Genomic DNA, 19,552 nt, shown 5'->3' with positions numbered 1-19,552 from the left:
AACTCCCCGAGGAGCTCTCCATGTCCGACAACAACTCGCCCACCCGACGTGGCCGTCCGACGCCGCTCACCGCTGCGCCGGTCGTCCGCCGGGGCAACCAGTGGTGGCTGATCACCGGCGACGGCTCGATCCTCGCCACCGACCCCACGTTCACCGGCGAGCTGGACCGCTTCGCCGCCGCGAAAGCCGCCGCCGACCGCGCGGTCGAACAGCTCCGCGCCCAGCAGCGGGAGCGGTAAATGGACCCGCTGCTTCGGGGAGAGCAGGCCGTACTCGGCGCGGTCCTGCTCGACCCGCGCCAGCTCGGCAACCTCGACTGGCTGGAAGCCCGCGACTTCTACCGGCCCGCGCATCAGGCGCTGTTCACGGCGCTGCGTCGGCTCCGCTCCGACGGGCACCCGGCGCTCACCGCCAAGGGCGCGGTGCCACTGGCGTGGCTGACCGACACGCTCGCCCAGGCCGGCCAGCACGTGCGCGGCCTCACCGCCTCGTACCCGCACACCTTGATCGCCGCCTGTCCCCGTCCGGCCCATGCTCCGGTCTACGGGCGCATGGTGCTGGAGGGCTCGATCCACCGCACCGTCGCCGAGCATGCTGCCCGCCTGCTCGCCGTCGCCCAGGAAGACGCCGGCCAAGCCGAGGTCCAGGGCGCCGTCGCCCAAGCCGACGTCCTCGTGGGCGTGCTGGAGGAACTCGCCGCCCGGTGGGGGACCCAGCCCCGCGCCGTCGCTCCCGGGGTACTACCGATCACCGTTGCCAGTGCCGAACCGGCGGCGGCCCAGCTGGAAGACGAGCAGTTCCTGCTGGCACTGCTCGTGAACCAGGACGGGGCGATCGAGGAGGTCTTCGACTGGCTGCGTCCCCAGGACTTCGCCGATCCCGGCCACGGCCAGCTCTACCGCTGCCTGGGCGCGCTGCACCACCGGGGTGAGCCGATCGACCCGGTCACCGCCCTGTGGGAGGTGCAGCGGCGCGACCTGCTGGCGGACGGCACGCTCACCGAGGAGCGGCTCGGGCCCGTGCTGCGCGACGGGGCGGCGGGTTCGGCCGAGTGGCTGGGCGAGCAGCTCCTGCGCTCCTCCGTCACCCGCGCCGCTGCCGGCGCCGCGCTGCAGATCGCCGCCCACGCCGACAACCGGCGCCTCGCTCCCGGGCAGCTGATCGGCTATGCGCTGCACGCCCTCGGCCCGCTCGACGAGGTGCGGGCCCGCTGGCGCACGGCGACGTCCCCGTCCGATCCGCAGCGCCGCCCCGATCTCGGCGAAGCGGCCCGCGTCCAGGCGGCGCTCGCCCGCAGCCCCACGCCGTCGCCCGCCCGCAGCACCCCAGCACCGGACCGTGTCCATCCCGTCGGCCCGGCACCGAGCCGGAGCCGCGAGCGCGCCACCCCGCACCAGCCCTCCCGGAGCCTCTTGTGAACACCCCCGACGGCGAGTCCCTCGCCCTCCACGAGCATGCGATCACCCTGGAGCAGCAGAGGGACCTGCTGCCCGCTGCCGGCTTCCCCGTCCAGGTGTCGGACCCTGTCGCACTGAGCCGTCAGATCGCTCAACTCGGCTCCCTCATCACGGCTATGGGCACCGAGTTCACCACCCGCATCACCGATCAGTCCGCACCCGACCATGCGCTTCGTGTCGCCGGGGCGTACGCCGAAGCGATCGGGCATCTCGGTCGGGCCGCCTCCGACCTCGGCGAGGCCGCCGAGCAACTCACCTACCTGCGCCGCACGGACGAGAAGCGCCACGATCCGAAGGCCCAGGGACTTCGCCAGAATGCCGGGCAGGTCATCGGCTTCGCCTCGGAGAACGCCCGCGGCGAGCTCCAGCAGGCCGCTCGGAGCCTGCGACAGACGGCGTCGGTCATCGCTCCGGACGACAACCGGGTGCAGGCCGCCCGCAGCCGCTCGGCCACCGCCGTGGCGGCAGGGCCCGCGCCGAACCCGGTGCCGCCCCCTGCGTCGCCGGCGTTCTCCGCCGCGCGCTTCCGCTGAACCACCCACCACGCCAGCCCCACGAACGGAGCCCCCATGCACACCCCCGCCAGTGAACCCCTCGCCCTGCAGTCCTCCAACACCCGGCTGGAAGCGCCCGAATCGAAGCTGTCCGCGCCGGCGCTGGCGCCGGACTTCCCTCACCCGCGGTCCAGCCGGAGCCGGTGAGGTGAACGAGAACCTGCTCCGACCCGCCCCGCTGATCGGGAGCTTGCGCTCCGGGCACGGGGGCTCGACCTCGGCGCCCTGGCCGCGCTCGGCGGACGGGTCGCCTGGCACGCCGAGGTCGACCCGGGTGCCTCGAGTGGATGCAAGGGCTTGAGCCGGGCTGGTGACAGCCGCCCCTGGGCTCGGCCGCCCAGCCCAGCTCACCGCTCTCGGCAACGGTGTCGTTCCCCAACAGGCCGACCGTGCCTTGGAGTTGCTGGTGCCACCGTTCTCGCGCTGCCCGCACTGCCATGCCGGGTGAGGGCGCTTCTACCTCTTTTTCCCGGCCGTACCAAATCCCGGAATCCGCGGACTCTTCTCCCCGCAGCCGCACCAACCGAGGGGGCTGTCATGCCTGCGCATGCCCCGGCCCGGCGCGCCCGCGCGCCGCCGGCCGTACGACCGAAGGACCTCTTTCTTGAGCACCACCACCGCCACCGGCCCAGCCCAGGGCAGCGGCTACCGCGCTGTCCTGGGCTCGCCGCACGTCGCCCGTCTGCTGGGCGGCACCCTGATCGGCCGCCTTCCCACCGGCATGGCGCCGATCGCGATCCTGCTGCTGGTGCGCGCCGAGCACGGCCCGCTCGCCCTGGCCGGACTGCTCGGCGCCCTCTACGGCCTCGCCGCCGCCGTCGGACAGCCGCTGCTCGGGCGCCTGGTTGACCGCCATGGCCAGACCCGGGTCCTCGTCCCCGCCACGATCGCAGCCAGCACGGCGTTCCTGCTGCTGCCGTGCACCGGCCCGGCCCGCCACCCGACGCTCGCCGCGCTGACCGTCCTGGTCGCGGGGCTGGCGACGCCGCCGCTCGAGGCGGGGCTTCGGGCGCTGTGGCCGCACCTTCTGCCCGATCCCGAACATCAGCGCGCCGCTCTCTCCTTGGACAGCAGCACCCAGGGCGTGGTGTTCGTCGCCGGTCCCCTGCTGGCCTCCGGCTTCGCCGTCGGCGCCGGGGCGACCACCGCGCTGGTGGCGACCGCGGCGCTCGGCCTGCTCGGCACCGGGCTGGTCGTCACTGCCGAACCCTCCCGCGCCTGGACGCCGGCCGAGTTCACCGAAGCGGTGCACTGGACGGGCCCGCTGCGGGTGCCGGGGCTTCGGGTGCTGTTCGCCGCGCTGATCGGCACCGGTGTCGCGCTCGGCGCGGTCAACGTCCTGGCGATCAGCACGGCCGAGCGCCACCACGCCGGGTGGCTGGCCGGGGTAATGCCGGCCGCGCTGTCCCTGGGGAGCACGCTCGGCGGCCTGGCCTACGGCCGCCACGCCTGGCCCGGCTCCCCCGCCAAGCACCTGGTCGCCGCGTCCATCGGCTTCGCGGCCGGATGGCTGCCCCTGCTGCCCGACCCCGCGCCCGCCGTCGCCGTCCTCGGCGCCGTCCTGCCCGGCACCTTCCTCGCCCCGCTGCTGACCGCCGCCTTCCTCACCGTCGACCGCCTCGCCCCGGAGGGAGAAGCGACCGAGGCGTTCGCCTGGCTCATCGCCTGCATCGGCGTCGGCCAGGCCGCCGGAACTGCCCTTGCCTCCTTCGCCGACGCCGCCGGCCCGCTGCTTGTCGCGGCCGTCCCGCTCGCCGGGTCCGCCTGCGCCCTGTGGCTGCTGCACCGCTTCAACGACCGCCTGTCCGCCTGATCACCAAGCTCGTTCCGAAGGACCCCGCTGTGAACACCGTCTTCTTCGCCGCCGCAACTCCCGCCACCCGCATGCACGTTGTGTGGGACTGGAACGGGACGGTCAAGGACGACCTCGACGACCACGTCTCCGCGCTGAACGCGACCCTGCCCGCCCTCGGCGGCGAAGCGGTCGACCGGGAGACCTACCGGGCCAAGCACACCGTGCCGATCCCGAACTTCTATGCCCGCCTGCTCGGCCGCGAGATCACCGAGCAGGAGTGGATCTCCAGCGACAACGCCTTCCTGGCCCATCTGCGCGCCCAGCCGGTGAAGGTGCGCGAGGGCGCCGTCGAGCTGATGGCCGCACTGCGCGAGGCCGGGCACACCCAGTCGCTGCTGTCGCTGTGCCCGCACGACACCCTGGTGCGCGAGGTCGAACAGGCCGGCATCGGGCACTTCTTCCAGCGGATCGACGGCCGAACCGGCCCCTCCGGCGGCACCAAGGCCGCACCGCTGACCGCCCACCTCACCGCGCTCGGCCTCGACGACCAGGCGCACCGGGTGCTGCTGGTGGGCGACGCCATCGACGACGCGGACGCCGCCCACGCCAACGGGGCGCTCGCAGTGCTGCACACCGGCGGGCTTCACCACCCGGCCAAGCTCTCCGCCGCCGGCCACCCGCTCACCGACACCCTCGCCGACGCCGTCGCCCTCGGCCTGCGCCTCGCCGCTACCCGGCGCGCTCACCCTGCCTGCGTCTAGCACGAGTTGGCGGCCGTACCAAACCGCCGATCCTGCGGATCCTCTTCCTCACCCGCACCACAGGAGCCCTGCCATGACCCGCCGAAGAAGACCCACCGCCCCGTCCCCTGTCCGTCCGAACCCCCTGGATATGCCATGTCCGACCCGATGCCGGGCGCCTCCGAGCCCGAGCCGATCCGCATCCCCGACGAGGACCTCGACGACCTCGTCAGCGCGCTCAACCGCACCATGGCCGAGGTCCGCCAGCACGGCGTGCTCCTGGACCGCCTCGGCTCCGAAGCCGGCACCGAGCCCGACGCGGGGCCCGGCTCCGAGCAGCCGGGCCCCGCTCCCGAGGGCGAACCCGAGGCCGCCCCGCCCCTGTTCATCCTGGCGATGGGCGGCGCGCAGTACGCCGCTGAGCTGGCCGGGCTGGCGAACTGGGTCACCCACCTCCTGCTGCCTACCTACGGCCGGGAGATCAGCTCCACCCGCCCCTGGTGCGCGCGCTGGTACGAGCACCCCGAGGCTGTCGCCCGCTTGCACGCCCTGTGGCTCGCGTGGCAGCAGCTGACCGCCGCCGAGGCCGGCCGTACCGGGCCCTCCACGTGGCACCGCGACCACCTCGACCACGCTCTCCTTCAACTCCGCTCCCCCGACGGACCGTTCGCCGCGTGCACCACCAGCCCGGCCCGGCCCGCCCATCGCCTCCTGTCCGCCCCCGACCAGCTGGGACGCGCCGCATGAGCACCGATCTCGACTTCGACGTCGACGGCCTGTCCCCCGCCGACGACCACTCCGACCACCTGTGGCGGTACACGTGGGAGAGCGACTACGACCTCCTGGCCCGGCATGACATCGGCGAGCGCAGCTTCTTCCTCACCTTCGACACTGCCGTCACGTGGGACGTCGAGCGGGACCTGCCGAACATCGCCACGTTCGATGTCCAACGCGACCGGGCCCGGGGAACGTTCGCGATGGACAGCTTCGCGCACGCCAACGTGGCGTTCGCGCGGAAGTGGCTCGCCGACCGCGGCTGTCCGCCCGAGGCGATGGAGTTGCGCACCCCCTTCGCCCCGGCCGATGAGCTCACCACCCGGATCGAGGACCAGATCCACCGTTCCGGCGAGCGCTATGACCTCATCGAGGTCAAGGCCGCCGATGAGGACCCGACCCGGGCGTGGACCATGGCCATGGACAGGCACGCCGCCGAGCTGCCGGTCCGGGTCTTCATCGAACAGTCCCAGCCGGACCAGGGCACCTACACGGTCCGCGAAGGCGCGTTCCCCGACTACGCCGCCGCCGAGGACTGGCTGGACGCGCAGAGCATTCCGCTCCCGCAGCCGCCCGAGTACCGCCGCGACGCCGACGCCCTGCGCACCCGAGCCGCACTCGCCGGCAGCACCGCCCCGATCACCGCCGTCGTCGTGGCGTCCGCACCCGCGGCAGCCGCCGTCGCACAGCCGGATCGGGGGCGGTCCCTGTGAGCCGCGCGAAGTACGGGTTCGCCGCCCACCCCGATGCCATCGCCGACCTGCGCCAACTGCCCGACGCCGTCCGCGACCAGGCCCTGCTGCACCTGCAGGACCTCGTGCACGGCGAGCGCGTCGCCAAGCGCCTCGATGGCCGGCTGGAGGGCTGCCACAAGATCTACCTCGGCGTCGGCGAGCAGTGGGCCAGCCACCGCCTGGTCGTGCAGTTCCGCGACGCCCCCACCGACTCCCGGCACCGACGCGAGGTGTACCTCGTCGCCGCCGGCCCTCGGCTCGACTACCAGGTCTACCGCTCCGCCCAGAACCGCCTGGGCCGCACCGGACTCAACCTCCCCTCCGGCCTCGGCCCGGCCGAGGAGGCCCGCGTCCGCGCCGCCCGCGCCCGCTCCACCGCCCCGGCTCCCGACCGCGGCACCGGCCCGGCATACACCACCGCCTCCCCCGGCTACGCCACCACCACCGCCCGAAAGGCTCGCTGATGACCACCGCTCCCACCCACGCCGACCTCGCCACCTGGCTCATCGAGGCGGCCGAGGCCGTCTCCGGCATCGTCACCGCCCAGCACCCCGCCCCGCCGTCGCGCTCCTACCTCCAGCCGATCCTCGGCCCGCTGTCCGCCGGGCCCGATGTGGTCGGTGAACTGGCCTTCCGTCTGGAGGACCTGCTGGCCGAGGAGTACCCGGCCACCCCCGCCGTCCTGTTCACCGTCGCCTCCTACGCCTCCGCCCTGGGCTGGCTGACCGAGTCCCTGGCCGAACTCACCCAGATCGTCGACCTCCTGTGCACCCACGCCGGCATCCCCGCCATCGGCACTGCAGCCACCACCCCCGATGAGGTAAAGGGCTTCGACCTGTCCGCCTACTCCCCGCAGGACCGGGAGGCCGTCACCGCCCTCGCCGCCGAGGCCGGCCTGCCGCCCGGTCTCTACCTCCGGGTTCTCGGCCGGGCCCTGGTCGCCTGCGCCGCCTTCGCCGAGGCGTGCACGGAGATCACGGGCGGCCTGTTCGAGGACGCCCGCGAGCTCATGGACGAATCGGTCAGCGCCGTCCCGCTCGGCGGGGAGGGCCCCGGCAGCCTGCCCACCCTGGTCCGCTCCCTCCTGGCCCGGATGGAGTCGGCCGAGTGAACCCCCACGACCCACTGACGAACCCCGGCGCCCACCTGGTCTTCGAGCAGCTCGGCGTCCAGAACCCCTGGGAGCTGTACGCGCGCCACCCCGGCGAGAGCCCCCTCACGCGCCTCGCTTTCATGGTCGCCACCTCCGCCCGCGAGGTCGACCGGCTCCACCAGGACCTCACCGCCACGGCACAGCAGGTGATCGAACGCCTGGCACCGATCGCCCGGGGAGACCACGCCTCGATGCGCGGCGTAAACGGCATCATGCAGTCCGCCGGCCTCCAGGTCGAACTGCTCAGCGCTCGCCGGGGCGCGGCCTTCGAGCAGCTCACTGGTGCCGTCAGCGCCTACGAGCGGTGCACCGAGGCCGGCCTGCCGGCCCCCGAGAGTCCGCTCGCTCTCAAACACGCAGCCGCCACCGCCTCGCAGGCGCCGGCTGCCGAGCCCGACCTGCCCAGCACGCCGTCCAGGTACGACCCCCGCATCCGGGAGTTCGAGGCCCTGGCGGCGATCGACCGCGGTGATCTGCGGCTGTGCGAAAGCGCCGTCTACGGCTACAAGTTCATGTCCGACGGCAGTGGCGAGCCCCCATCGGTCTGGCCGCACACCGTCGAGGCGCTGATGTCCGAAGACCTCGTCGTCGCCGACACCAGCACCTCGTCCTACCGGCCCGGACACCTGCTCTCACTGACGCCCGCCGGCCAGGCCCTCCTCGACGCCTCACGCGCCGCAGACCAGCGCGTATCCGCCGCACTTTCCCGCAGTGCCACCGGCGCCACTGCACCACCTGCCACCGGGCCTGCGCCCTCGGCACCCTCCGTATCCGCCCAGCCGACCCACTCCCGTTGACCAGGAACCACCGCCGTGTCCCAGACCCTCACCACCGAGTTCACCCGCGCCGACGCGCAGATCGTCCAGACGACCCTGCGCCAGCTCGCCCCGAAGTGGACCACCGCCTTCGTCCACACGATCGCCAAGTACGGGCCGGAGCTGCGCGTTCGCGACTTCGGCCAGTACTTCCCGACGCTCAGCCAGACGTACACCAGCAAGCGGCTGACCACGATGTCCACTGCCGGTCTGGTGACCCGCGATGCCCAGTTCGACCGTACGGCTCCTTACCGGCTTACCGACCGGACGCGCACGCTCGGCCCCGTCTACCGGGCCCTCGCCCAGTGGTCCTCGGACCATCTTGATCACACGCCCCAGGGACGGTCCGGCCGGATCGAGGACGCGCTGCACCGCCTGCAGTTGGTGGACACCACCGAGGTGGTCCGGCTGCTCTCGACAAGCGGCAGCATGCGTGTCAGCCACCTCGCCGAGCAGGTCGGCGTCTACGAGCAGCTCATCGCCACCCGCCTCAACCGTATGCAGGCGGACGGGCTGGTCACCCGGACCGGCCACCGGCACGGCGACCCCTACACCCTGACCGACGCCGGACGGGCCCTGGGCCCCGTCTTCGCAGCGGTGCAGCAGTGGGAGGACCGGCACTCCTCTGCCCCCAAGGTCAAGGTGCCGACCGCAACGAGCACCCTCAGCGCCCCGGTCACCGGAGCGAACGCTGCCCGGACCGCGGCGGCCCTGCGGCGAAGCGCCGTCCCCTCCACGCTGTTCAGCCACTCCCCGTTGCCGCAGCCGCGCGTTCCCGCTGCCGTCACGGCCGCCTCCAGTCCCTCCCGCAGCAGGTGACCGCCATGAACACCCCGGCCAGACCCGACCGCCACCGCCCCTGCGGGCTCGTGCGCCGTCAGGTTACCGCCGACGGCGCACAAGCCCGCTCCCCGCCACCAGGAGCAACCCCTTGCCCGCCTCCACCCTTCTGCTCGTCCGCCCGCTCTACCTCGCCGGCCCCGGCGACCCCTTCACCGTCACCTTCCCGCTGGACACCGCCCCCGGCTGGTCCAGGACCGAAACAGCCGACGGCCTGCGCTACACCAGCCCCTGCCAGCGCGCCACCGTCGCCCACGAGTCGGCGGCCGGACAGGGATCCTGGACCGTCCACGGCTACGGCGCCCCGGACGGCGAGGCGCTCTGGGCCGCAAGGTTCGGCCCCGGCAGCCCTGCCGAGATCACCGCCGCGTTCACGACCCCCCTCATCGACGGCCTGCGCAGCAACCACCGCGACTACCTCGAAGGCGGTCCCCGGCATCGACCGGGCAGCCCGGCCTCCCTGCTGGCCGAGCGAGGCTGGTGGCCGAATCCGAACAGCCCGAAGGGCTTTCACGACCAGATAGCCCCGGACGGCCGCGCCTACTACCGCCACCGGGTGGGCTACCAGCCGCCGGAGGCCGAGCTGGAGGGCCAGGTCCCGGCGTCCTGGAGCATGATCGCCGGCAGTCCCCACCTTTCCCTCTGGCAGGCGGACTTCACCATCGGCGTCCCCTTCTACCTCCTCTGTAACGCCGCCATCGCCCTCGCCGTGCATCCGGCCAGGCGGCTCCGGACGGAAATCCCGCGCGCGAACCGCCCCCACGTGACCACCGGACGCGCAGCACCGGCGTCCTTCTCCCTGAGCCCCGAGGAACCGCCCGCGCCTGCCGGCGCACCGAACTCGACCGGGGCCGTCGGCCCGCGCCGCCGCTGACCGAAGGAGAGCCGCCCCATGCCGAAGCACCCTTGGCTCGAGCGTCCGCGCGAGTACCGCATCTCGCCCCGCTTCCTCGCTGGCCCCACCCACACCGGCGACCCGGACTTCAGCCGCTGATCGACGCGGGCTGGAACTTCAGCCGGGACGACCTGGGGCAACGTCTTCGTGACCACCCCTGATCACACCGTCCGCTGCGGTTTCCTGCCCGAGGGCGAGCACGGTGAGCTGTGGTCGATCAGCGCGCACACCCACGCGTTCGCACCGCCGCAGTGGCTGATCACCTTCGACCTTCAGGCCCCACCGGAGATCGTCGGCGAGTTCACCACCGCTCTCGCCGCCGTCCACGCCAACGACCCCGGCACCGTCCTGGGCGGCAGCGCCAGGATCGGACTCGACACCACCAACGACATCCTGCGCAGCGGCTGGCGCATCGACCCCGGTCCCTCAGACACCGCCCCCCAGACACCCGATCAGCTCGTGACGCTGCACCGGCGGCGCGGCCACCTGCGCCACGAGGCCGAGATGGCCGGCGACACGGAACGGTGGCTGTTCGAGGTCGGGCCGCCAGAGCACCGCTGGTACGCCACCGCCTCCTCAAACGTCCCCGACCAGCTGCTCGGCGCGCTCGCCACGGCCGTCGCCAACCCCGGACCGGTCGAGCGTTACCTGCGGCCCTCCGCCCTCAACCGCCTACCGCGGCAAGCCATCGCCGTCCCGGCGGCGCCAACCCCGCTGGAGATCGCCCGCATTCAGGCCGCCACCGCCCGCTCGCCCGCAGGGTCTCGCCAGCCCGCTTCCGCCCTGGCGTACACCACCGCGACCCCGCCGCCAGCGCCCCGACAGCCCGCCCTCGCCGGGCGCTCCCACTGACCGCCCCACCAGCACCCTGGAGAACGCCGTGCCCGACGCCACCGCCCTCGACCACGCGGACGCGATGATCGAACGCACCTGGGGCCGACCCATCGCCGAACTGGAAAAAGCCGCGCCCCGCCTGCCTGTCGAGGACCCCATGCTGCGCGCGGCGATGCACACCCGGTCCCACCTCGTGGTCGTGTCCAACTCTGCCGCCGTGCACCAGGACCGCCTGCACGCCCTCACCCGGCCCGGCCGGGTCCCCGCCTTCTACGACCTCGACCGGATCACCGAATCGGCGAGCGCGCTGCGGACCGCCTACGCCGAGAGCAACACCGCGCTGCACGCGATCCGCAACGTCATCGACGCCCGTGAGCACGCGCTCAAGGCCGAAGACGGCCCGGCCGCCGAACGTCTCCGGGCCGCCACCGCCCGCACCTCGCAAGCTCCCCGCCCCCTGGGGCTGCCCGCCGGCCAGCCCGCCCCACCGGCCGCTGCCGCTGCGGCCCAGCCCATGGCGAACCGGCGGTAGCCCCTGGTCAGTCCGCGGCCTGGTCGTGGTGGGCGCCCGGGTCCACGGCGCCCACCACACGGGCCAGTTCCTCCACGGTCAGCTCAATCCGCTGACCGTCCACCAGCCGTGCCTCCACGGCCTCGATCTGCTCCCGCTCGGCACGGCTCGTCGTGGCGACGGCCCACTGGCCCTCGGCGATCATCACGACGTCGCCCATCGTCCACGACCGCCCCGTCGCCCGGACCTTGCGCACCAGCGCCGCCATGTCCCGGTCTCTGCTCGGTACCAAGCCCTTCGTCCCCCTTAGTTCCTGCACGGCCCCACGCCGTAACCCCGGTTCAGCACCCGGGGGGCCCGATCCATTCCCCGCCCAGTTCGCCCACGGCAGACCACCGGCCACCGGAAACGACTACGCACTTCGGCATGCTGCATGCCAAAGTTCTCGCGTTGGGAAAACCGCAGGTCAACGAAGGGACCGACCGAATGAACACGCCCAGCAGCCTTCTGCCCGCCCCCATCCGCCCCGCCGCCGAGGAGCGCACCTGGCTCGCGTCCGACCACAGCGCGGAGCCGGTCCTCACCCTGCTCGACGCCCTCGGCTGGCCGATGGTCGACACCCCCGAGGCGAACGTGCACTGCACCAGCCCGGACGGGCGCGTCTACGTCGGCTGGCTGCCCGAGGACCCCGGCGCCTGGCAGCACGGCATCGTCTGGCGCGTCCGGGTCCAGCCCGCCGACGCCGAGGCGTGGACCCAGGAGTTCGGCATCCACACCCCCTCCGAGGCGGTCGCCGAATTCCTCGCCGCGCTCATCGCCAACCCCAGCCGCTGATCCCCAAGCCCCCTACTCGGAGCACCCATTGCCTACACCAAGACTGGACCACCTCGTCGCCCACGGCACATCGCGCAACGCACTCGGGTTCGTCCTGCACGACTCGCACATCGTGTGCGCCGACGGCTTCTGCCTCTCAGTGCTGGCCCCCGACCCCACCGAGGTGTTCCTGCTGCCCGCCCGAACGCTCGAGGTCGGCTTCCCTACCGGGCGCCCCGAACCATGGGCCCGCTGGAGCGACTACCTCGAACCCGGCTCGGACGAGGACGACCCCACCGAGTCCGTATACCTGCACGTGCCCGTCGCCCTGGTTAGGGACCTGATCGAGGCCCACGGCGGCGAAGCCCCGACCATTCCGCACCAACGCAAGTAACCGCCCTTCGCTGCAACCGATTTCGACAAAGGAGACCACTCTGACGATCACCATCGACCTCGCCCGTATTCCCGGTCCGGCCATCGCCGCCCTCGGTCTGGCCAACGCCTTCTCCGTCCCGCCGCAGTCCGCCGCGTTCGTCCTCGGCCTCGCCCTCAGCGCGAGTGGCCTGCTGCTGGCCTTCGACGATGTCCACGAGAGCGGCCTGCGCCGGGACGCCCGTGTCGTCGCCCAACTCGCCAAATCACCCAATGGCTCGCGCGTGCACCAGATCGGCATCGCCCTCGGCCTGCGCGACCGCGCCGTCGCGAGGTCCCTCGACCGTCTGGCCGACGACGGCCTGGTGCTCCTCGACGCCGAAGGCGAATCCCTGCCCCTGCGCTCCTACCGCCTCACCCCCTGAACACCGCCAGCTGCCCCGGTCCGTGCTGGGGCGCCCGCCCACCAGGAGAGACACCGCCACGAGCGCCCACCGCGTCGACTTCCGCCCGGTCATCGCCACCGCCACCACCGAACACCGCGCTTCCCGCCGTATCTTCGCCAACCCCGCTCTTCGGATCGTCCGGGCCGACGAGGTCCTCTTCGGCGACCTGATCGTCTCCGCCTTCCCGCCCGCAGCCCCCGTCCGCTTGCGCAGCACCGACTACTTCGCCTCCGGCCCCTACCCGGCCAACCCCGGGCCCTACAACCCGGATAGCGGCTGCGGCGTCTGTGGACTGCCCGACGCCCAAGGCCCGCATGGCACCGTCGTCCTCACCAGGGGCTACCCCTGGGAAAGCTGCGACCCATGGCCAGCCGACGAGCTCGTCCTCGTCCTGCCCCGCCGAAGCCGACCGGGTCACACCCTGCTCGACCTCCCCTGACCGCCCCGCCCTCAACCGCCCACCGTTCCCAAGCCCCAGGAGGCCCCGCCATGCCCCAGTACCTGACCGTCGGCCATCTGCTCGTCCAGCTCCAGAACCTCGATCCGAGCCTCCGGGTCCGCCTCGCCGTGAACCCCGACTGGCCGTTCGCCCATCTGCTCGCCACGAACGTCGTCGTCCACGACGGCCATGCCTACCTCGCCGAGGACGGCCAGGAGGGCTACCTGCCGCCCGCCGTCAGCGACGAACTCGCCTGGACCTGAACCGAAGGAGCCACCGATCCCGACCCGCTATCGGCCCCGCACGCCCCACTCGCTCGACCGGATCGCCCTGCGGCCGCTGCCGGCCTGGGCCAGCGGAGCGCTCGTCCACACCGCGCCCGCCACCCCCGAGCGCCCGATCACGGTCCTCTGGGTCCCGAACACCGCCCCCAGACTCCCCTTCGGCCGCATCCTCCTGCGATGGGAGAACGCCACCGGCTCCGGCTGGGACGTCACCGCCCACCTTGGCCTCGCAACCACCGACGTCCTCCTCGCCAGCTGGCCCGCCGCCAGCGACGACTGGCCTCGGCTCGTCCGCCCCACCCTCCACGAGGTCACCGGCCTGTGCTCCTCCCTCCGCGTGGCCATCGCCGCGCTCGAACTCGCCAACCAGCTCGCCGAATCCTGACCACCACCGTAGAAGGCCGCCCCACGCCGCTCCCGGCAGGGGCGGCCTTGCCGTACGCCCACCCACCCGGCGCCGCGTACGCTCGTACCGAAGGACCAAGGAAGGACAGCACATGGCCGACGACCAGCAGCTCTGGGGCTACGCCGAGGTCGCCGCGCACCTGGGCATCAGCGTCGGCGCCGCCCGCAGCCGCAAGAGCCGAGGTGCCCTGCCCGCCCCCGACGACGAGAGCATCCCGGACCGCCCACGCTGGAAGCCCGCAACCCTCCGCAACTGGAAACCCCTTGGCCAGGGCTACCGCAGCGACCTGCGCACCAGCGCGCCAGCCGACGACACAACCGCCGACTGACCAGACAGGGGCCCTGCGGAAGCGACCAACTCCCCCATGCCCTCTCCGCCGTTCCTCGCCCCGGACTCCGCCGTGCTCCAGCTGATCGTCGCCAACGCCGTCAACTCCGTGCGCACCGACGAGGCCACCGTCGAGCAGGCGATCCTGCACGCCGCCGTCCACGGCTGGTACGAAGGGCACATCGAAGGCGAGGACACCTGCCCCGGGTGCGACTTCCGCGGCGCCACGTAGCACCACCGGCGGCCCGGACAGCCGCGGGAAGGGCTGTCTTCCGATGCCTGACCACCTAATCCTTCGCACCGGCGTGCTGATCGCCTGGGTCCCACCACCGCAGCGCTCGGGACGGCTACCGCGATCGCCGCCGCTCTGAACGACGCCAACGCGTTGTGCGCCGTGGGCCTGTTGGCCGTCAGGGGCTGCGCTCTCGGTGCCTACCGCACCGTGAAGGCAACCGAGGAGCGGACCGACCGAGCCATCCTCGAACGGCTGCAGCACTCCTCCGTGCCCGAACCCGCTGCACTGCCCGCCGACCTTGGCCTCCGTCCCGCAGCCGTCAAGCTCAGCCTCCACCGGCTCCCCTCACCAGCCACTCCGCCAGACCCAGCCCGCTGACCGAACGAGAAGGACCGCCGTTGCATCTAACGCAACATCGTTGCATCGGCTACGAGCCCCAGACCGGGAAACGGGTGAGGGACCGACTCGGAGTTGAAGTCCTCATAGAACCGCAGGTCGGCAGTATGTGTCGGCCACGCCGAATGTTGCATCCGATGCAACACCGTCCGTTGCCTGAGGTACGTCATGCGGAACAGCCGCGCTGGCTGGTCACGGGCCCCAAGGCTCCCTGTGGCCGTGCTCGATATACCAGTCACTGTCCGCGAGGGCCCGATACAGGGCGGCCTGCCAGCAGTTGGGGTTCTCCGCGGCCCAGACCTCAGCCCGTTCGCGAAGGTAGCTGCGGAGCTCACTGCGCGGAAGGCGGATCAGCATTCCGCTCAGCACTCTCATCTCCGGACCGGCCTGGGGAGCGTAGAGGAGACCGAGGCGAAGCACCGCGAAGTGGTGACGGGCGCGTGCAGCCAGCAGGGGTGGCATGTCGGGCGGCGGGGTGGCTTGGAAGGTGACGGAGGGCTCAGGGGCGCCGGTTATGTGGGCCGTCAGCCAGGTGTACTGCTGCGTGTCGCTGTCGAAGTAGGGGTGGAGCGTCTGTTCCTCCGCGCTGGCGGGGGCCAGCTCGCGCTTGTTCGAGTTGCAGTCGCGGCAGGCCGGGACAAGGTTGAGCGGGGCGACGGCCAGCAGTGGGTATAGCGTCTTGGGCAGCTGGTGGTCGAGAGTGGCCGCGAGTCCGTGCCCGCACAGGGTGCACCGGCCGTCGGGGGCACCGGCGAGCAACTGGTCGTAGAACGACCGGCCGGGGCTTCGTTCGGGGACCATGCGGGAGGAGTAGGAGTTGATAAGCGGTCCGTTGATGCCTGCCGGCTTGGCTGGCTTCCCGGTCGGCTTCCCGCCGGGCTGGTGCTGGAGGTGGACGAGGTCGTGTTGGGCCTGACTGGCGGCGGCGCTCTCGTACTCGGCTGCGGCGTTGGCGACTTGGATGGTGAGCTTCTGCAACTCGGTTCGGACGGTCAAGGGGCGCGCGCTGGCGGTGCACGTGGTGTAGACCGTGCGGGCGTCGAGGTTGGGCTTGGGCAGCGGCAGCATTACCAGGCGTCCGCTTCCTGGTGTTGGCCGAGGTCGCGGGCGGCGACGAGTGAGCGCGCGATGATGCGGGCCTCCCCGCCGAGTCGGCCGTCGAAGCGGTCGAGGATCTCGTGGTAGGTGAGGCCCTCGACCACCAAGCGGTCTAGGTCCCGGTGGAATCCTGATTTGGTGACTTCCAGACCGAAGACCTCGTGGGTGAGGGTGCCGACGTTCTCCCCGAACGTTTCGATGGTCGGCCGTTCCGCGACCATGCGGTCGCCGTGGCGGCGCAGCTTCCACACGCAGTGCGCAGGGACCTCTTGAAGGACCACTGGGGAGTGGGTGGCAACGACGGCGAGGCCATTGCGGTCGGCGAGGAGGTCGGACAGAACTCGAACGAATGCGGCCAGTAGTGGCGGATGAAGATGGGTCTCAGGTTCGTCGATGATGACAAGCGTCCGTTCCCGGGCAAGTTCCACCAGCCGGGTGACGGTGAGGAGTACCACTTTGTGACCGGAGCTGAGCTGTGCGAACAGTTTGCGTGCCATGGTGCGGCGTCGGTTAGCGGTGCGGGTGCCACGGAAGCTGGCGAGCCAGTTCTCCTCCAACAGGACGGTGCCGGAGTAGGACAGCGCCTGGAGAGCGTTCATCCAGCGCTCGCTCTGTTCGCCGATCAGGCAGGCTTCGAGGCTCTGCGTGAATTCCCGCTTCAGCTGCGATGGGGACTTCATTCGGTGTCTGCGGCTGCCCGCGGTCGGCAGCCGCAGGCCGACATGGTCAATCGGGAAGGCAATGTTGCCGGGCATCTGAGGCAGTTCGTCGAAGGCGCTGAAAGAGACCCAGACCAGGTTGGTGAACGAGGGTCGCTCGCCCTCCCACTCCAGGTACGCCGCTCCGACGTCGGTCGAGTCCGACAGGGGATTTGCTGCTCGGGCCAGCCGGTTTAGCAGTACGGACTTGCCGGTCCCGTTGCGGCCGGTCAGCACGTGGATGTTGCTCTGTGGGAGGCTGCCGGGCCGAACGGGGAAGTCCAGACGGAGGCCGCCGTCCTGACTCCCGTCAGGTCCGGGCAACCAGTAGTTCAGGGTATAGGAGACCACTCGCTCGCCGCCGTGTGCGATGCGACGGAACTGGACCTCGACCGCACGTGCCTTGACGAAGCGCCAAAGCGATACCCGGGTCACCTCTTCGTCCTCCGTGAGGTCGAACACCTCCGGGTCGAAGGCCATGTCCCGGAGTCCCGATAGCACGGCCACCCTGGTGTCGGTGCCGAGCGCTGCCAACCTGGAGTAGTAGGTGTCGTCCTGCCCCACGGAGAAGTACTCCCCCGGAATGGAGGTGAACTCCTCCGGTGGCTGGACTACACCCTCCGATCGTCGACTCATGCCCAGCGCGCCGATCTTGACCTCGCCGATCTCGTGGCGTCCCCGCTGGTCGATGATCGTCAAGTGGAACATGGTGGTGTACCCGAAGTCGTTCCACCCGTCCCGCACCAGCACGGCGACTGGAAGCGGGTCCGAGGGTATACGGCCATTCCGGTCAATCACCACGAACCGCACAGCCTGCGCCCTCCTCCTGGCCCCGCCTCCAGCTTTCGACGGATGAGCCGATCCTATGGCCCACCGGCAGGGGCCACCGGCGCTATCTTCCCAGTCAGTGAGCTATATACGTGGAGCAGCTCGGTAGCTCGCTGGGCTCATAACCCAGAGGTCGCAGGTTCAAATCCTGTCCCCGCTACGACGAAGGCCCAGGGCCCGCACCACATCGTGGCGCGGGCCCTGGCTCATGTCCGGCGCCGGCGTCAGATCCCCACGCCTGCGGTACGCGCCATCACCCGGCCTGCGCGCCTGAGCATCGTTGCCGGCTTCAACTCCTTCTCCACGCGCAGCAGATAGCCCGCGGGTGAGGAGGCCACCAGGGTGTCACGCTCGCGGGCGGCGGCCTGGCGGGTCGCGAGGGCGGCGAACGCGATGCCGGTGCCGACTGCCGTGGCAGTTCCTCCCAGCATCCAGGCGAGTCCGGCCCCGGGCACGGTCACCTCCGGCTTGATGGTGAGCGTGGTGAAGACGGTGTCCAGCTTCAGGCCGTTCATCGCCTTGCGGAGCGATTCCAGCGGCTGGGCGAGGTGGAAGTCGAAAGCCCCCTGGAGGTGCAGCTCGAAGGCCGCGTGGTCGGTAACCTCCTGCGTGGCGCCGACCACGTCGGCCGTCGCTGCCTCGACCGCTGCGGCGAATGCGGCGAACTCGTCGGCGTACTGCGTCCTCAGTCGGACGATCTTGTCCGCCGGGACGTGGCGCAGGTCTGCCGGTAGAACGCATTGCACGGCCATCATGGCCATCCTGGCCTGTGCAGTTTCCCGTCCGACCGTCGGCGCGGCGCCACCCAGGAGCGTGTCGGTGATGCGCTCGGCCGTCCACTCGCCTGTCGCGGTGTAGGCGTCCAGCTGGTCGGTGACCGGCGCGAACGCCGTCCGGCGCGCCAACTCCTCGGTGATCGCGCACTTGTATGTCCAGGCCAGAGCCGGGTCCACGACCACCCACGACACCTGTTGGTGCCCGACCATCTGCCGCCAGTCCCGGTAAGCGAGCCCGGCCTCCTCCAGCGCAGCCTCCAGCTCCGCGGGCACCTCCTCGGGGTAGAGGCCGGTCAGGTCTCGGGTAGTCGGGGCGAGCATCGGGGCCGACTGCCAGCGCGAAGTGAACCGGCGGTCTTCCACAGCGAAACGGGCGCGCAGCGCCTCTGCGTTGTCCCGGATCGCTTCGACGAACGCCGGCGCGACCGTCTCGACAGCCGGCCGCGGATCGGTATCGACGAGGAATCCCGAGCCCTGGTTGAGCTCCTTGATGACGTCGCGGTCTCGCACAGGAAAACCGGTCGGCACCACGCGGGCCAGGTTTCGCCAGTACAGCGCCGCCGCCTTCGCCCAGGACTCGTCTCGCAGGTGTACGTACGGGTAGTAGAGCCCAGTCTGCAGCGCCATCGATCGCCTTTCTCTCCCCCTGCCCCGACCAATCGTGATCAAGGCCCCACAGAATGTTAAGCGTCAGGCTCCCCGCGTCTCCACCGGCACTCCAGGTACGCGGGGCACCTCCGGCGCCGCCCATAGGGCTGGCGCGAACTCCTGGGACGGGAAGCCGCCAGCGCAGTCACGCGGCGCATCCCGCGCCCAGGGCGCGGGAAATGTCGACTCCGCCCGCTACTGCAGGTACAGCCCGGCAAAGACCCCGTCGAACCCCAGAGCGATCCGGGCCTCGTCGAGGGTCCGGTAGTTCGTCCAACTCGGGTTGTCGGCGAGCATGGCGTCGAAGTCCCCGCGGGTGATCTCCGGCTCCAGCCATTCCGCCCCGCAGCGGCACCGGATCCAGACGTGGCGGCGGTGGTTGATCAGCAGCCAGTCGCGCCGGGCCCGGCAGCCGGAGCAGGTCACCGGGATTCCGCGCAGGGCCAGTTCGGTGGGGCACTGCACGAGGCGGACGGCCTCCGGGCCGCTCGGAGGCTGGGTCTCGTACTCCAGCTGCAGGAGCGGGTCGGTGCTGGTCGGGGTCGGAGCGGTGATCGGGGCCGGAGTGGTGGTCTGCTCGGTGGTTCTGGGCACAGGCTCTCCGTTCGCGGTGCTCGGGTTCTTGCGTAACACCTGGTGGGACCGGGTGTCGAGAGGGTTTCGGGGTGGTCCGGCAGATGGCGG

The 19,552-nt window shown here is 71.6% G+C and carries 27 protein-coding genes; 22 read left to right on the top strand and 5 right to left on the bottom strand.

The genetic code is table 11. The features are described from left to right. Positions 1 to 20 precede the first annotated feature (20 nt). From ACWDBE_RS13865 to ACWDBE_RS13800, 14 genes are all read left to right on the top strand, one after another. Positions 21 to 239, top strand: coding sequence for a hypothetical protein (locus ACWDBE_RS13865; protein ID WP_449808078.1), 219 nt, complete (start codon positions 21 to 23; stop codon positions 237 to 239). Further along, entirely contained in the window at positions 240 to 1,418 is a 1,179-nt protein-coding gene (locus tag ACWDBE_RS13860; RefSeq protein WP_449808077.1) for a DnaB-like helicase N-terminal domain-containing protein, read from the top strand. Further along, positions 1,415 to 1,990 (top strand): hypothetical protein, encoded by a 576-nt coding sequence (locus ACWDBE_RS13855; RefSeq protein WP_449808076.1) that lies wholly within the window; start codon positions 1,415 to 1,417, stop codon positions 1,988 to 1,990. Before ACWDBE_RS13860 ends, ACWDBE_RS13855 begins: the two co-directional genes overlap by 4 nt. 625 nt (positions 1,991 to 2,615) lie before the next feature. Then, the gene (locus tag ACWDBE_RS13850) at positions 2,616 to 3,824 is read left to right on the top strand and encodes an MFS transporter (RefSeq protein WP_449808075.1); all 1,209 of its coding nucleotides are present in this window, start codon (positions 2,616 to 2,618) and stop codon (positions 3,822 to 3,824) included. Between the two features lie 29 nt (positions 3,825 to 3,853). Further along, a complete protein-coding gene (locus ACWDBE_RS13845) occupies positions 3,854 to 4,567 on the top strand; it encodes an HAD family hydrolase (RefSeq protein WP_449808074.1) in 714 nt (237 codons plus the stop codon). A gap of 135 nt (positions 4,568 to 4,702) precedes the next feature. Further along, complete coding sequence (locus ACWDBE_RS13840; RefSeq protein ID WP_449808073.1) at positions 4,703 to 5,293, top strand: DUF4913 domain-containing protein; 591 nt, start codon at positions 4,703 to 4,705, stop codon at positions 5,291 to 5,293. Beyond that, complete coding sequence (locus ACWDBE_RS13835) at positions 5,290 to 6,033, top strand: glycosyl hydrolase (RefSeq protein WP_449808072.1); 744 nt, start codon at positions 5,290 to 5,292, stop codon at positions 6,031 to 6,033. The genes ACWDBE_RS13840 and ACWDBE_RS13835 overlap by 4 nt, the downstream gene beginning before the upstream one ends. Beyond that, complete coding sequence (locus ACWDBE_RS13830; protein WP_380415930.1) at positions 6,030 to 6,518, top strand: hypothetical protein; 489 nt, start codon at positions 6,030 to 6,032, stop codon at positions 6,516 to 6,518. Before ACWDBE_RS13835 ends, ACWDBE_RS13830 begins: the two co-directional genes overlap by 4 nt. Next, positions 6,518 to 7,165, top strand: coding sequence for a hypothetical protein (locus ACWDBE_RS13825; RefSeq protein ID WP_449808071.1), 648 nt, complete (start codon positions 6,518 to 6,520; stop codon positions 7,163 to 7,165). The genes ACWDBE_RS13830 and ACWDBE_RS13825 overlap by 1 nt, the downstream gene beginning before the upstream one ends. Then, positions 7,162 to 8,004: a hypothetical protein gene (locus ACWDBE_RS13820; RefSeq protein WP_449808070.1), complete on the top strand. Its 843-nt coding sequence runs from the start codon at positions 7,162 to 7,164 to the stop codon at positions 8,002 to 8,004. The genes ACWDBE_RS13825 and ACWDBE_RS13820 overlap by 4 nt, the downstream gene beginning before the upstream one ends. 15 nt (positions 8,005 to 8,019) lie before the next feature. Continuing rightward, the gene (locus tag ACWDBE_RS13815; protein ID WP_449808069.1) at positions 8,020 to 8,841 is read left to right on the top strand and encodes a winged helix-turn-helix transcriptional regulator; all 822 of its coding nucleotides are present in this window, start codon (positions 8,020 to 8,022) and stop codon (positions 8,839 to 8,841) included. Positions 8,842 to 8,953: 112 nt separating this feature from the next. Beyond that, on the top strand, positions 8,954 to 9,736 hold the full coding sequence (locus ACWDBE_RS13810) for a DUF317 domain-containing protein (RefSeq protein WP_449808068.1): 783 nt from the start codon (positions 8,954 to 8,956) through the stop codon (positions 9,734 to 9,736). Between the two features lie 168 nt (positions 9,737 to 9,904). Beyond that, on the top strand, positions 9,905 to 10,609 hold the full coding sequence (locus ACWDBE_RS13805; protein ID WP_449808067.1) for a DUF317 domain-containing protein: 705 nt from the start codon (positions 9,905 to 9,907) through the stop codon (positions 10,607 to 10,609). A 28-nt stretch (positions 10,610 to 10,637) separates the two neighbouring features. After that, complete coding sequence (locus ACWDBE_RS13800) at positions 10,638 to 11,123, top strand: hypothetical protein (protein ID WP_449808066.1); 486 nt, start codon at positions 10,638 to 10,640, stop codon at positions 11,121 to 11,123. Positions 11,124 to 11,130: 7 nt separating this feature from the next. On the opposite strand, the gene ACWDBE_RS13795 is transcribed toward ACWDBE_RS13800, so the two are convergent. Continuing rightward, on the bottom strand, positions 11,131 to 11,394 hold the full coding sequence (locus tag ACWDBE_RS13795) for a hypothetical protein (protein ID WP_449808065.1): 264 nt from the start codon (positions 11,392 to 11,394) through the stop codon (positions 11,131 to 11,133). A 194-nt stretch (positions 11,395 to 11,588) separates the two neighbouring features. Between ACWDBE_RS13795 and ACWDBE_RS13790 the strand changes: the two genes are divergently transcribed. From ACWDBE_RS13790 to ACWDBE_RS13755, 8 genes are all read left to right on the top strand, one after another. Next, positions 11,589 to 11,936 carry a DUF317 domain-containing protein gene (locus ACWDBE_RS13790; protein ID WP_449808064.1) on the top strand — a complete coding sequence of 116 codons (348 nt, stop codon included), beginning with the start codon at positions 11,589 to 11,591 and terminating at the stop codon, positions 11,934 to 11,936. Between the two features lie 28 nt (positions 11,937 to 11,964). Next, complete coding sequence (locus tag ACWDBE_RS13785) at positions 11,965 to 12,309, top strand: hypothetical protein (protein WP_449808063.1); 345 nt, start codon at positions 11,965 to 11,967, stop codon at positions 12,307 to 12,309. Positions 12,310 to 12,571: 262 nt separating this feature from the next. Continuing rightward, positions 12,572 to 12,712 carry a hypothetical protein gene (locus tag ACWDBE_RS13780; RefSeq protein WP_449808062.1) on the top strand — a complete coding sequence of 47 codons (141 nt, stop codon included), beginning with the start codon at positions 12,572 to 12,574 and terminating at the stop codon, positions 12,710 to 12,712. 22 nt (positions 12,713 to 12,734) lie between these two features. Next, positions 12,735 to 13,172: a hypothetical protein gene (locus tag ACWDBE_RS13775; protein ID WP_449808061.1), complete on the top strand. Its 438-nt coding sequence runs from the start codon at positions 12,735 to 12,737 to the stop codon at positions 13,170 to 13,172. A gap of 50 nt (positions 13,173 to 13,222) precedes the next feature. Next, positions 13,223 to 13,435 (top strand): hypothetical protein, encoded by a 213-nt coding sequence (locus ACWDBE_RS13770; protein WP_449808060.1) that lies wholly within the window; start codon positions 13,223 to 13,225, stop codon positions 13,433 to 13,435. Beyond that, positions 13,362 to 13,841 (top strand): hypothetical protein, encoded by a 480-nt coding sequence (locus ACWDBE_RS13765; protein ID WP_449808059.1) that lies wholly within the window; start codon positions 13,362 to 13,364, stop codon positions 13,839 to 13,841. The genes ACWDBE_RS13770 and ACWDBE_RS13765 overlap by 74 nt, the downstream gene beginning before the upstream one ends. Before the next feature lie 112 nt (positions 13,842 to 13,953). After that, positions 13,954 to 14,190 (top strand): MarR family transcriptional regulator, encoded by a 237-nt coding sequence (locus ACWDBE_RS13760; RefSeq protein ID WP_449808058.1) that lies wholly within the window; start codon positions 13,954 to 13,956, stop codon positions 14,188 to 14,190. 36 nt (positions 14,191 to 14,226) lie between these two features. Then, positions 14,227 to 14,421: a hypothetical protein gene (locus ACWDBE_RS13755; RefSeq protein WP_449808057.1), complete on the top strand. Its 195-nt coding sequence runs from the start codon at positions 14,227 to 14,229 to the stop codon at positions 14,419 to 14,421. Positions 14,422 to 15,012: 591 nt separating this feature from the next. Here ACWDBE_RS13755 and ACWDBE_RS13750 read toward each other — a convergent pair. From ACWDBE_RS13750 to ACWDBE_RS13735, 4 genes are all read right to left on the bottom strand, one after another. Beyond that, positions 15,013 to 15,816, bottom strand: coding sequence for an HNH endonuclease (locus tag ACWDBE_RS13750; RefSeq protein ID WP_449808056.1), 804 nt, complete (start codon positions 15,814 to 15,816; stop codon positions 15,013 to 15,015). 71 nt (positions 15,817 to 15,887) lie between these two features. Next, positions 15,888 to 17,324 carry an AAA family ATPase gene (locus ACWDBE_RS13745; RefSeq protein WP_449808162.1) on the bottom strand — a complete coding sequence of 479 codons (1,437 nt, stop codon included), beginning with the start codon at positions 17,322 to 17,324 and terminating at the stop codon, positions 15,888 to 15,890. A 344-nt stretch (positions 17,325 to 17,668) separates the two neighbouring features. Next, a complete protein-coding gene (locus ACWDBE_RS13740; protein ID WP_449808055.1) occupies positions 17,669 to 18,847 on the bottom strand; it encodes a DUF6236 family protein in 1,179 nt (392 codons plus the stop codon). A gap of 216 nt (positions 18,848 to 19,063) precedes the next feature. Continuing rightward, positions 19,064 to 19,462: a hypothetical protein gene (locus tag ACWDBE_RS13735; RefSeq protein ID WP_449808054.1), complete on the bottom strand. Its 399-nt coding sequence runs from the start codon at positions 19,460 to 19,462 to the stop codon at positions 19,064 to 19,066. Positions 19,463 to 19,552: the final 90 nt, after the last annotated feature.

The sequence above is a fragment of the Kitasatospora sp. NPDC001132 genome, from assembly GCF_053598415.1.
This window is presented reverse-complemented; position numbering and strand designations above follow the sequence as displayed.